The 12,836-nt window shown below is 63.1% G+C and carries 10 protein-coding genes; 2 read left to right on the plus strand and 8 right to left on the minus strand.

The genetic code is table 11. The features are described 5' to 3' along the window. Nucleotides 1-4 precede the first annotated feature (4 nt). The gene (locus NDO48_RS23335) at nucleotides 5-1,375 is read left to right on the plus strand and encodes a serine hydrolase domain-containing protein (RefSeq protein WP_018429503.1); all 1,371 of its coding nucleotides are present in this window, start codon (nucleotides 5-7) and stop codon (nucleotides 1,373-1,375) included. 138 nt (nucleotides 1,376-1,513) lie between these two features. On the opposite strand, the gene NDO48_RS23340 is transcribed toward NDO48_RS23335, so the two are convergent. The 8 genes from NDO48_RS23340 to NDO48_RS23375 form a co-directional block, all read right to left on the minus strand. Continuing rightward, complete coding sequence (locus NDO48_RS23340) at nucleotides 1,514-2,773, minus strand: NAD(P)/FAD-dependent oxidoreductase (RefSeq protein WP_018429504.1); 1,260 nt, start codon at nucleotides 2,771-2,773, stop codon at nucleotides 1,514-1,516. A 28-nt stretch (nucleotides 2,774-2,801) separates the two neighbouring features. Continuing rightward, nucleotides 2,802-4,292 (minus strand): M81 family metallopeptidase, encoded by a 1,491-nt coding sequence (locus NDO48_RS23345; RefSeq protein WP_018429505.1) that lies wholly within the window; start codon nucleotides 4,290-4,292, stop codon nucleotides 2,802-2,804. Nucleotides 4,293-4,439: 147 nt separating this feature from the next. Further along, nucleotides 4,440-5,822 (minus strand): serine hydrolase domain-containing protein, encoded by a 1,383-nt coding sequence (locus tag NDO48_RS23350; RefSeq protein WP_157632788.1) that lies wholly within the window; start codon nucleotides 5,820-5,822, stop codon nucleotides 4,440-4,442. A 12-nt stretch (nucleotides 5,823-5,834) separates the two neighbouring features. After that, on the minus strand, nucleotides 5,835-6,824 hold the full coding sequence (locus NDO48_RS23355) for an ABC transporter ATP-binding protein (protein ID WP_018429507.1): 990 nt from the start codon (nucleotides 6,822-6,824) through the stop codon (nucleotides 5,835-5,837). Then, nucleotides 6,821-7,774: an ABC transporter ATP-binding protein gene (locus NDO48_RS23360; protein WP_018429508.1), complete on the minus strand. Its 954-nt coding sequence runs from the start codon at nucleotides 7,772-7,774 to the stop codon at nucleotides 6,821-6,823. The genes NDO48_RS23355 and NDO48_RS23360 overlap by 4 nt, the downstream gene beginning before the upstream one ends. 1 nt (nucleotide 7,775) lies before the next feature. Beyond that, entirely contained in the window at nucleotides 7,776-8,627 is an 852-nt protein-coding gene (locus NDO48_RS23365; protein WP_018429509.1) for an ABC transporter permease, read from the minus strand. Further along, on the minus strand, nucleotides 8,624-9,550 hold the full coding sequence (locus NDO48_RS23370; RefSeq protein ID WP_018429510.1) for an ABC transporter permease: 927 nt from the start codon (nucleotides 9,548-9,550) through the stop codon (nucleotides 8,624-8,626). The genes NDO48_RS23365 and NDO48_RS23370 overlap by 4 nt, the downstream gene beginning before the upstream one ends. A gap of 18 nt (nucleotides 9,551-9,568) precedes the next feature. After that, the gene (locus tag NDO48_RS23375; protein ID WP_267322442.1) at nucleotides 9,569-11,158 is read right to left on the minus strand and encodes an ABC transporter substrate-binding protein; all 1,590 of its coding nucleotides are present in this window, start codon (nucleotides 11,156-11,158) and stop codon (nucleotides 9,569-9,571) included. Between the two features lie 289 nt (nucleotides 11,159-11,447). Here NDO48_RS23375 and NDO48_RS23380 point away from each other — a divergent pair, with 289 nt between their 5' ends. Continuing rightward, entirely contained in the window at nucleotides 11,448-12,305 is an 858-nt protein-coding gene (locus NDO48_RS23380) for a MurR/RpiR family transcriptional regulator (RefSeq protein WP_018429512.1), read from the plus strand. Nucleotides 12,306-12,836: the final 531 nt, after the last annotated feature.

Raw genomic sequence — 12,836 nt, forward strand, 5'->3', positions numbered from 1 at the left:
AACCATGGACATGATGAAAGACCCCGACACCACCGCCAAGCTGGACCATTATCTCGAGGCCGAAATCGCAGCGCACGGAATCCCGGGCTTGGGTGTCGCAATCGTGCGCGACGGCGAGATTCTGCATCTCGGGGGTTACGGGCTGGCCAATGTCGAACATGGCGCCAGGGCGACGCCCGACACCATTTTCCACTCCGGCTCGACCGGCAAGATGTTCACAGCAGCCGCCGTACTTCTTCTGGTGCAGGATGGGCTTGTGCAACTCGACCATCCCGTCGATCGCTACCTGACCGAGGTGCCGAAAAGCTGGGCGGGCATGACCATCCGCCACCTGCTGTCGATGACCAGCGGCCTCGGCAACTTCGGCGACGTCTTTGCGCCGTCGCCGATCGAAAACAACGTCGTTCCGGTCAATCTGTGGCAGGACCACAGCGACGCCCAGCTGCTTGCATTGGCCAGCCTGTCGCCGCTGGCCTTCGCACCGGGCGAAAGCTACCTCTATTCCAACATCAGCTACATCGTCGCGTCGCTTGTGGTCCAGCGCGTCGCCGGCAAACCTTATTACGCCTTGCTTCGCGAAAGGCTGTTTGCCCCTGCGTGCATGGCAAGCGCACGCGAAGCCAGCGGTCGCGACATCGTGCCGAACCGGGCCAGCGGATACAGCCTCGATGCTGGCCAGCTGCGCAACAGCCACTGGACAGCACCGACCATGCTGCGCACCGGTGATGGCGGGCTGCATTTTTCGCCGCGCGACATTGCCCACTGGTTCGTCGAGCTGGACCAGGCGCAGGTTTTCCAGCCGGACATGATCGAGCTGATGTTCGAGCCGACGCTGATGTCCGATGGTCGCCTCGCCATCAACGGCTATGGCTTGGGCTGGCAGAACTCTGAGGTTCGAGGTCATCGCAAGATCAGGCACGGCGGCACCTGGGATGGCTTCCGCGCCGAACTCGCCCGCTTCCCGGCCCAGCGGCTTTCGGTGGCAGTGCTGGCCAACATCGATTCCGCCCAGGTCGCCCGCATCGCCCATAAGGTCGCCGGCTTCGTCGATGCAACGGTCGCGCCATATGAGCCCGTCGCCGACATCAATCCCGCGCTCACCAGGCTCGACAGCTCATTGATCAGGGCAATTGCCGCGCGCACCGCACCTGCTGACGCCTTCAGCGAGGAATGCTGGCGGCAATGGTCCGACAAATGGTTCGACCAGGTGATCGCCGAAAGCGAATCCGATCTTGGCGCAGCCCCCATGGAGCTTGTCGAAGACGCCGGGACACGGCGGCGCTATCGCCTCGCGACAGGTCGCTACCACATGCACTGGACAATCGACCGGCAGGGCGATGGCCGCATCGCGGTGATGCGTTTCCATATGGAATAGCCAGCAGATCCAATGCGGATTTCTCGAGGTGGCCGGTCGATGATCGGCCACCTCCTCACATCCGGGATAGGCATGCGCTCATGGCCCGTGGGATCGCGAGCGCGACGGGCCAAGAGGCAACAGGTCTGCCTCCAGGCCCTAGCTGAAACGTCCCAGGGCATAAGGCGCCGGGTCGGTGAAGGTCGGTTCGCCTGTCATCATTTCGGCCAGCAGCCGCCCGGTAACCGGGCCGAGCGTCAGGCCGTGGTGATTGTGACCGAAGGCAAACCACAACCCCTTGTGGCGTAAACCGGGCCCGATCGCCGGACGCATGTCGGGCAGGCACGGCCGTGATCCCATCCAGGGTGTCGGCTCGATACGACGCGTGAGCGGCAATATCTCCCTGGCGCGAGGTTCGGTCATGTCGAGCTGGACCGGGTTCGGCCTGCTGTCGCGCGAGGCGAACTCGACGCCCGTCGTCAGTCTTAGGCCCTGGGCCATCGGCGCGAGCACGAAGCCGCCTTCGACATCGACGACCGGGTGATTGAGCGAGGCGTTCGCGTCGGCTTCGAAATGGACGTGATAGCCACGCTTCATCGCAAGCGGAACGTTGTAACCAAACGAGCTTAAGATGGTGCCGGACCACGGTCCCAGGGCCACCACCACTTCCGATGCGTACACAGGCCCGTTGTCGGTCGCCACACTCCACTGGCCATCGTCCTGCCTGAGGCCACGCGCGTCGCCGCGCAGGAGCAGCCCGCCGCGATCCACAAAATGGCTTGCATAGGCTTTTACCAGTGCCCCTGGATCGGCCACCGTGGCCGGGTCGAGCCAATGCACCCCACCCACCAGCGTATCGGACAGATGCGGTTCGCGCTGTTGCAGTGCCTTCTGGTCGAGCACCTCATAGCTCAGGCCGAAAGGGTGAAGGGCTGCGGCATCCACGCAACCGCGCTCGAATGCCCGCGCGCTTCTATAGCCCTCAATCCAGCCGGTCTTGCGCAGTTGCGGCAGCACGCCCGCCTCCGCCATCAGCGCTTCGTGCTCGCTGACCGAGTTCTCGATCAGCGGCCGCATGTCCGCTGCGGCACGCGCAAGCCGTTTCGGCGCCGACTCCCGCCAGAAGCGCCAGAGCCATGGCGCCAGCTGAGGCATATGAAGCCAGTCGAAATGCACGTCCGCCGAACGGTTCAGCGCGTAGGTCAGCAGCTTCGCGAACTCGCGCGGCGCTCCATAAGGCACGACGCTCGAGCGTTCGATCAGACCGGCATTGCCATAACTCGTCTCCTCCCCGGGATCACGCCGATCGACGAGGACGACCGAACGGCCGCGCCGCTGCAGATGCAGCGCGACCGATACGCCGATGATGCCGGCACCGAGAACGACAACGTCGGCTCGCTGGATATGTGGCTCGGTCATCGGCTTCCTTGATGTCATTGCCATGCGCTCAGAGTGTCATGTCGCGGTCGAGCGGGAAGATCGGGCGTGCAACGTTGCGATACGGCATCCTGGAATAGTCCATGGTGCAGAGCGCGCCACTGTCGCAGACGATGACCTTGCCGGCGATGGGTTCGAAAGCGGCGCGGAAATGCTGCATCGACTTGAGCCCGACGACGCGATAGTGCGCCGGATCAATGCCGAAGGCCCGGAACTGCTGGAGATCGCGCATCTGCGACGGCTCGGTGACGACGAGCACGGCGATGCCGTCTATCTGCACGACGGCCGTCGGGCCAAACGAAAACTCCAACCCACCCAGCTGCTCGCCATCGCCGATGAGCTTGCCGTCGCTGATGACCAGCAGCTTGCCTGTCACCTCGAGCGGATCGCCGCCGAAGCGCGGATCGGTCTTGCCGCCGAGCCTGAGCTTGACGGTGTCACCGACGGTGGCGCGGTGAAGCTGGTTGGCCGTCTCCGGATCGACGATCGGACCGAAGCAGGCATCGCTGATCCCCACGTCCAGCAGGGCTCCGAGCAACGCCGTCGCGTCTCCATAGCCGCCGGCGCCGGGATTGTCGGCATAGTCGGCAATGATCAACGGCCGGTCGCCGCGATAGTCATGCGCGATTTCAGCCGCCTGCATCACCGTATGGAAAGTGTTCAGCACGTTGAAACGGTTGTCCCAGATCTCGTCGGCGATGCTTTCCGCAAAGGCCTGATGCCGCGCCGGGTCGCCGTCATAGGTGACGAGCACCGTCGGGCCAACTTCAGGAATGTCGGCGTTGGGAAAGGCGCCGTTGATGCTGACCGCCAGCGCACCAGCAGTCTCTTCATAGGCACGCGCCCGCGCGATCCACTCGACCATCGGGCCGATGTCGGTGCGCCCCGCATTGGCCTCTTCCAGCATCGGCCGACGCGCCAGAAGCGTTCTGGGACGGATTTCGCCGACCATCGTCTGCTGCAGGAGCTCGCCCGCGTGGTGCGCGATCTCGCGCATGTCGATATGCGGATAGGTCTTGAACGAGATCAGGATATCGGCGAGTTCGCACATCTTGGCCGTCACATTGGCATGCGGATCAAGCGTGACGGCGATCGGCAACTCCGGCCCGACCACGGCGCGCAGCCGCTCCAGCAGCTCGCCTTCGCCATCGGGCGAGAAGTCGGTGACCATCGCGCCGTGCAGGCCGAGCAGGATACCGTCGATCTGGCCCTTGTTGTTGGCCGCCGCCTTGACAATGGCGCCGCCGATGCGGTCGAACGCATCGCGCGTCACCGGCCCCGCCGGTTCGGCCGCGGTGCTCAGCACATGCTCGATGGCCCAGCCATATTTGCGTCCGATGTCGAGGAAGCCGGCGATCTCGGTGTTCGCTTCGCCGCGCGCGCGAATGGCGTCGTCGCCGAACAACACGCCTTCGACGGTGAACGCGTCATAGTCGGTCTTGCGGACGCTGAACGTGTTGGTCTCATGCGCGAATTCGGCAGTCAGAACACGAAAGGTCATTGTCGGTCTCCATGGGGTCGTTCAGGCGTTTCGGATAGATCGGGCGCACGTCGCCGTGGCGTCCCTCGCCGAGGGACACGCAGCACCTGACCAGGCTGAGCAGTTGGTTGACGTACTGGAACAGAGGCCGCTCCAGGTCAGTTACGGTTACTCCATGTGGAAGCGCATATCGCTCACCCGGCCCTCGGTGTCGCGGCTGATCGTCCAATGCAGATGGTAACCGCCCATCTCCAGCCGGTAGCGCCTGCCGCCGTCGCCTTCCTGATCGGTCAGCTCGAGCGGCACGCCGGCCACCGCCACACCGCTTGCGGCGATCTGCTCGAACCAGCCATTGCTCCAAAGGCGCCAGGCTTCATCCGCAAAGCCTTCGCGCGGCGCGCGGCGATCGACGATGGCCTGCAGCAACTCGTGGTCGCGTCTGGTCACAGCTTCGTTGCCGTCCGCAATCGGCTCATACGGCGCCAGCGCCGGATCGACGATCCCGGCGATCTTCTGGCCGATCCGGGCGACCTGGGCCTCATCCGTGTTGGCGAGCACGCAGACCGACAGCTTGCGCTCAGGAAAACGCGCGATCTCGGCGCGGAACCCGTCCCAGGTCCCGCCATGGCGGATCTTGCGATGGCCGCGGATCGCGGAATTCTGCCAGCCCAAGGCATAGTTGTTGAACGACGGCTGGCCGTTCTTCATCAGCACCGGCTCGGACATCAGCGCGACACTATCGGGATACAGCACCGTCGGGCTGTCCAGCTCTAGCAACCAATGGGCAATGTCGCGCGGCGAGAAATAGAGCCCGCCGTCGCCGGTGCGCTGCAGCGTAGGCGCGGCCCAGTAGCGGTTCTCCAAACTGCCGTCGCGTATGCAGTGGCCGGCAGCACGGTTCGGCACGATGTCGAACCACGACGCCTCGCGCGCTGTCGCCATACCGATCGGCTCGAACAGCCGTTCGCGAAGCAGCTCGTAATAAGGTTTGCCCGCGATGCGCGCGACGACGAGCCCGACCAGGATGTAACCGGTATTGCTGTACCGATAGCCCTCGCCCGGCCGGAACATGAACGGCGAACGGCGCGCCAGGTCGATCAGCTGCTCATCGCTGTGGTCCTGCCACAAATTGAGCGGCACGGCACCGCCCTCCCCGCCAACCCCGGATGCAAAGACGATGTCGAAATTGCCGAAGCCGGCCATCATCGACAACAGATTACGGATAGTGATGCCAGCCCAGCTCTCCGGCCCCTCGGGAATGTAGCGGTTCAGCGGGTCGTCGAGCTTGATGCGTCCGTCCTGCAGCAGGAACATCACCGACGCCGAGGTAAACATCTTGCCGGTCGAGCCGGAGTGGAAAACGGTATCAGGTGTCACCGGCACCCGGTTCTCGACATTGGCAAGGCCATAGCCAGCAAGGTGGACGATCTCGCCCTCGCGAACGACAGCAACGCCAAGGCCCGGAACCTGGCTGCTCTCCACCTCTGCCTGGAGATACCGGTCGAGTTCTTCAGTCAGGTCCATGTCGATTTCCCTGGTTTTCAAGTCCATCACCTCAGCTCCTCACGCCACCGACCTGCGTTCTGCGCCCTCATCGAGCTCAGGCGCGAGCGGATGATGGCAGGCGACCTGCTGGCCATTGCCCTGCATCGCCAGCGGCGGCAGGACGCGCCGGCACAGCTCGGAAACTCGCGGGCAACGGTTGGCGAAGGCGCAGCCGGACGGCAGGTCGTAGCCGCTCGGGACCTCGCCAGAGAGGCGGGTGATGGTGCGGCGCTGGCGCGGATCGGGCTCGAACGTGCTGTCGAGCAGCGCTCGCGTATAGGGATGGCTGGGCTCGGCATCGCTTGGCATGACCTCGACGACGCGGCCGAGATACATGACAAGCACCTGGTCACAGAAATAGCGAACCAGTCCGAGATCGTGCGAGATGAAGAGATATGTCAGCCCAAGCTCTCGCCGCAGCCGCTCCAGCAGTGAAACGATCTGCGCCTGCACCGAAACATCGAGCGACGCAGTCGGCTCGTCGAGCACCACCAGCGACGGATTGAGCGCTAGCGCCCGCGCGATGCCGACGCGCTGTTTCTGGCCGCCAGACAATTGATGCGGATAGCTCCCGGCGAGCGAGGTGTTCAGCCCGACCATGTCGAGCAGCGATGCCACTGTCTCGTCGGCCGCCTGGAGCTTCACCCCCTGCACCTTGAACGGCTCGAGCAACGCGTCCCGGACCGAATAACGCGGGTCGATTGCCGAATATGGGTCCTGGAAGACCAGCTGCATGCGCTGTCGCAGGCGGCGCAAGTCGCCGCGCGACAGTGCGCCCATGTCCACGCCGTCGAACGTGACCTGTCCTTCGCTGGCGTTGATCAGGCGCAGCACAAGCCGCGCCAACGTGGACTTGCCGCATCCGGACTCACCGACGACACCGAGGATCTGGCCGCGTTTCAGGCTGAACGAGACATCGCTGACGGCGTGGAACACCTTACGTTTGCGAAACAGCCCGCCATCGGCAAAACGGCGGCTGAGACCAGTGACGGTAAGAAGATCGCTCATGCTGCCTCCGCCAGATGGCAGGCCACGCCGTTGCCGCTTGACGCGACCTGAAGCTCCGGCGCCTGCACGCGGCAACGGTCCATGGCGTGGGCGCAGCGCGGGTTGAACCGGCAGCCTGGCGGCTGCGTCATCGCGGTCGGAACAAAGCCGGGGATGGCATTCATCGTACCGGGTGCCATGTCGCGGCGCGGAATGCAGCGGATCAGCGCCTGCGTGTAGGGATGGCGGGGATGCTCGAACAGCGCATCGACCTCCGACAACTCGACCACGCGCCCGCAATACATGACCGCGACGCGATCGCAGGCTTGGGCGACGACACCCATGTCATGGGTGATCAGGATCAGACCAAGCCCTCGCTGCCGCACGAGGTCAACGAGGATCTGCACGATCTGAGCCTGGACAGTGACGTCGAGCGCGGTGGTCGGTTCGTCGGCGATCAGCAGCTCAGGATCTCCGGCCAGTGCCATGGCAATGACGATGCGCTGCTTCATGCCGCCGGAAAGCTGGTGCGGAAAGAGCTCATAGACCGATGTCGGATCCGGGATCCTGAGGTCGGCCATCAGTTCGAGGCTCCGGGTCCGCGCCGCACTGCGGTCGAGGCCGAGATGCAGTCGAGCCGCCTGGTCGATCTGGGGTCCGATCCGCATCAGGGCATCGAGCGAGGTCATCGGGTTTTGCGTAATGAGCGCTATGCGCCCGCCGCGCAGCCGGCGCAGTTGCCGTTCGGGCAGGCCGACCAGCTCGGTGCCGTCGAAACGGATCGTGCCCGCGGCGACCTGGCCGCCGATGCGTGGCAGCAGTCCCATGATCGCGGTTGCGGTCAAAGACTTGCCCGAGCCGGATTCGCCGACAATGCCCAATATCTCGCCGCGATCGACCTTCAACGAGACCTCGTCGACCGGCGAAAACGCGCCGAACCTGATCTTCAGTCTGTCCAGATCCAGCAGCATCTTACGCCTCCCTCAACTTGGTGCGGACGTCGAGCGCTGCGATCACCGCGTCGCCGAACAGATTGAGAAAGACCACCGTCAGCGCCACTGCGAGCCCCGGCAGCAGGATCACCCATGGCGCAATGAACAGCTGGGCCGTGCCGGAACTCATCATCGCGCCCCAACTCGGCGTCGGCGGCTGCGCGCCCAGGCCGAAGAAGCCGAGCGTCGCCTCCAGGATGATGGCATCGCCCGTCGCCAGCATCGCCGCCACCAGCACCGGCGCCAGCGCATTGGGCAGAAGATGCGAAAACAGGATGTGGGTATGGCCAGCGCCGAGGCTGACCGTTGCCTCGACATAGGTTTCGTTCTTGAGCGACATGATCTGGGTGCGCGTCAGCCGCGTGAACTGGGCGAGATAAGCGATGGCGATAGCGATGACCACGCCTTCCAGGCCGGGTCCGATGATGGCGACCAGCATCAGCGCGATCAGGATTTCGGGGAATGACCAGGTCAGATCGACCACAGTCATGACCATGCGGTCGAACGCACCGCCGAAGTAGCCGCAGGTTGCCCCCAGCACCAGACCGAGCAGCACGGAGATGCCGATCGCGGTGATGCTGACCGAAAGCGAGGTGCGAGCGCCTGTGATCATGCGCGACAGCACATCGCGACCGAACTCGTCGGTGCCCAACAGATGCGTCATCGACGGGGCCTGGTTCATGATCCCCAGGTCCTGCTGGTCATAAGGGTAAGGCGCCAGCCACGGAGCAAACAAGGCGCCGATGACCAGAAGCAGCAGGAACGCACCGGAGATACCGCCCTTGAAGGTGGAGATTGCCTTGAGAAGGGCCCGAATACGAGAGCTTGTCATGACCGTGCCTCACGCTGGCGGGGATCCATCGCCGCCTGGACGATGTCGCCGATCAGGGCGCCAATGATGACGGCCATGGCCAGCATCAGCAGGCAACCCTGAACCAGGGGATAGTCGCGCTGGTTCAGCGCCCGGATCAAAAGCGCACCGAGACCTGGTCGCGCAAAGACGTATTCGATGGTCACCGCGCCGCCGAGCACCCAGCCGATGCGCAGACTGAGGATCGTCACGACAGGAACCATGGCGTGGCGCAGGACATGGCGCAGCTGGATGATGAACGGCGGCAGCCCCTTGGCGTGCAGCAGCATGACGAAATCCTGCCGCGCCGTCTCGATCATGGCGATCCGCGTCACCCGCGCCACAAGTGCTATGCCCCCCAGCCCTGCGGCAATGACCGGCAGGATGAGAGAGTTCCATCCGCGTGCACCCGAAACCGGGACCCAGCCGAGCCAGACGGCAAAGACCAGGATCAAAAGCAGACCGAGCCAGAAGCTCGGCACCGTCGAGCCGAGCAGGATGAAGCCGGTGATGGCATCGTCGATGCGGGTGCCCTGATAGCTCGCCGCGATCACCCCGGCAGCGATGCCGGTCAGCGTCGAAAACAGCAGCGCCGCACCGCCCAGCTGGAGACTGTAGGGCAGGTTGTAGGCGATCAGCGCACTGACCGGGCGCCCCTGGATGATCGAGGTGCCGAGGTCGCCGGTCAGGAGCCGCCCCATCCAGGTCAGGTACTGCTCGACCAGGCTGCGGTCGAGGCCGTACTTCGCGGCGATCTGGAGGCGTTGCTCAGGCGATGAGCCGGCCCGCATCAGGTTGTCGATGGGGTCGCCCGGCACGAGGTGGATGATGAAGAACACCACCAGCGAGACGACAAAGAATACGGGCAGCAGCAAAAGCAGCCGCCTCAATGTAAAGCCGATCATTTCGTTATGCCTGGCTGCCTAGTCCACTACCTTGATGTCGACGACTGTCGCCTGCACCAATTGTGTGCCGCGCAGCTTTTCCGGCACGTCGAGCAGCGTCTTGTTGAAGGCGTAGTTCTGTACCGGCTCATGGATCGGCGCGAACAGGAAGTTGGCGATCAGGTTCTCCTGGTACTTCCTGAAATTCACGACGCGCTCTTCGGGCGTCTTCGACTGCGTCATCGCGATGTCGCGCAGCGACTGTGACTTCTCGTCCTGCCAAGCGGTGGAATTCGGATAGGGAATGTTGGTCGTGCTGAAGAACCAGTCGAGAATGTCGGCGTTGTTCCAGTCATAGTGGCGCACGGCGAGCTGGTGCTCGCCTTTCTTGAGCTGGTCGACAACGGATGTGTTGTCGAAGATGACGATCTCGACATCCATGCCGATCGCCTTGAGCTGTGCCTGGACGACTTCGGCGGTGCGCTTGAACGAGGTCTCCGACTGTGCCGTCAACTTGATCTTCAGCGGCTTGCCGTCCTTGGTCCTGACACCGTCGCTGCCGCGCTGCCATCCAGCCTTGTCGAGAATCTCGTTGGCCTTGCCCAGGTCATGGTGGATTTCCAGCGCCGGGTCGATCTTCGATTCCGCCAGCGAACTGATCAGGAACTGGTGCGATTCCAGACCGACACCATTAAAGACGCTCTTGTGGATGGCGGCCTGGTCGACGGCCAGCGCGGTTGCCTGGCGCACGGCAAGGTCGTCGAACGGCTCCTTGCGGGTGTTGAAGCCGAGATAGGTCACGCCCATACCGGGCAGGCTGCGGAAGCTGATGTTGTCGTCCGCTTCCAGTTGCGGCAGGAACTGGCTGGGCACGCCCAGCAGCATGCCGACGCCGCCGGTCTTGAGCTCGAGGAAGGCGGTCGACGCGTCGGGAATTTCGCGCATCGTCAACCGCTTGATGTGGGGCGCGCCCTTGTTCTCCGAGAGGTCGCTGCCCCAAGTGTACTCCTCATTGGCGACCAGCACAGCTTCCTGGCCGACGGCAAAGCTCTCGAGTTTGTAGGGACCGGTACCGACGGCCTCCGTCACGCCATAGCTGTCACCCGCCGCATCGTAGGCCTTCGGCGAAGGTATCCCCATGAAAGCGGATGCCAGATTGAAGATCAGGTTCGGATCCGCCCGCTTCATCACAAACTTGAACGTCTGGTCGTCGACCGCATCGACACGATCGATGGCGTCGACCAGGTACTCGTTGGGCGTACCTTTGAACTTGGGTATCCACCACGCTATGGTTGCCGAGTTGAACGGTTCACCATCATGGAAGCGAACACCTTGCCGAAGCTTGAAGATCCAGCTCATGCCATCAGCGCTGGTTTCCCAGGATTCTGCGAGGTGGGGATGATAGGACTGGTCGACATCCTGTTCGATAAGCCGGTCATAGATCAGCGTCGCCACGGTGCTCAGCAAGGTAGCCCGGATCGGATCCTGGGACGCCGCGCCGACCTCGGCACTGGCAAGCACGAACACCGCCTCGCTCTCCGAAGCCCTCGCTGAATGCCGTGCATCCAGGCCCAGCCCAGCTGCCAGCGTAACAGCCGATACCGATGCAAGAAACTTACGTCGATTCATGTCCACCCTCCCTTTGGTAAATTGACAAAGCTCCGCCTTGCCGCTTGGAGGCAGCATTTTGGATGTAACGGCCAAGAAATCACGAGCCCGCAATGACAGATGAGCTGTCACTCCAGGGCATACTTCCTCCCGATTGCTGCAACGATCCGACTGGTGTCGGAAAAATCGCAGCGATCCTCTTCCTCGTTCCTCTACGAGACAGAGGCAAGCTATTTTGAAAAAAAACAAACGTCAATCACATCTGTGATAGAATTCTTACAAGACACCCCCATTAGCCACGGAGATCAGCATGACAGAATCGGTCCGCCGGCGGCTTGCCGACAGCCTCGCCAACGCCACCAACGCCGAGAAGGCGCTGGCCAGTTACATGCTGGCCAATCTGAGCGGGCTGCCGTTCGAGACGTCAGCCACGCTGGCCAGCAAGGTCGGTGTCAGCGAGCCGACGGTCGGGCGTTTCTGCCGGGCACTGGGCTATGCTCGTTTCAAGGACCTCAAGACGGACCTCAGGGACAATATCGGCACCCAGCCCTGGCTCGCCGGCGACAGGCTGAAGGAATTCCGCGACAGCAGCCGCGAAGGTGATGCGCTGGCACGCAGCCTGGAACTGGAGATCGCCGGTCTGCTGAGGATCTACGAGATCGCGCGCACCAAGGAATGGCACCGCGCGGTCAAGCGCCTAGCAACTGTGCCTCAGGTGTTTGTCGCCGGCTTCCAGACAGAACGCGGCATCGCTCAGTATTTCGCCAACCAGCTGCAATATCTGCGGCCCGGCATCCAACTCGCCGACATCGCAGGCGGCAACTTCAGTGAGATTCTGCTGAGCCCGCCGAAATCCACCTGCCTTGTGATATTCGAGGCGCGCCGCTATTCGCGTCTGAACCTGATCCTGGCGCAGGAAGCCAAGAAGGCGAAGATCCCGATCACGCTTGTCACCGACGCCTTCTGCGACTGGGGCCGTGACCTCGTCGACGAAATGTTCGTCGTGCCGACCGAGTTCGGCATGTTCTGGGAATCGACTGCCCAGATGGCCAGCCTCGGCAACCTGCTGATCAACGGCGTGTTCAATGAACTCGGTGTCACGATCGAAGACCGGATGAACAGGGTTTCAGAACTCCACGGCAAGATCACCGGCTACGTCGGCGACTGAACAGACGCAACGGAGCCCCCTAACCACGCTGCCCGATCTTGGTAGCGGCGTTGATACGATCGAGGCCCCCGCGATAGTCGCGAAGCGGTGAGGATGCGTCCACTGGAGCAGATCGCGCGGAGCTCGATCCGGCAGTGCAGTCGACGCGCCTGAATAGCGGCTGAGGCTCTGGAACATGATGCCAGCCAGCCAATCGTAACGGGCTCCATATTGGGTGCGGTTTCAGCAACAGTGCGCCCAATTGGCCGCCAGAGCGCCAGCGAGCTGATCTCTGGCAGACACGTGAACCTGACGATCCACGCTCATCACAAGCCCAGCCAGGTAAGCAACGCCAGACAACCAGTCGCCTCTGTCAGGGGCTGGTCTTAGGGGCCGCAGTCCCCTACCCCCTTAGCGTCGGCCGCCGCAGCTGCTCCAAGCCGTGGGCGACCATATGTTTTTCTTGGTGTTGTGGTTTTTTTGTTGTGCGGTGTTTTGCTGTCGTGTCTGGCTGGTGTGTGATGTGATCTTGGCGTTGATTTTGTCGTGGCG

This window comes from Aminobacter sp. MET-1, from assembly GCF_026521175.1.
GTDB lineage: Bacteria > Pseudomonadota > Alphaproteobacteria > Rhizobiales > Rhizobiaceae > Aminobacter.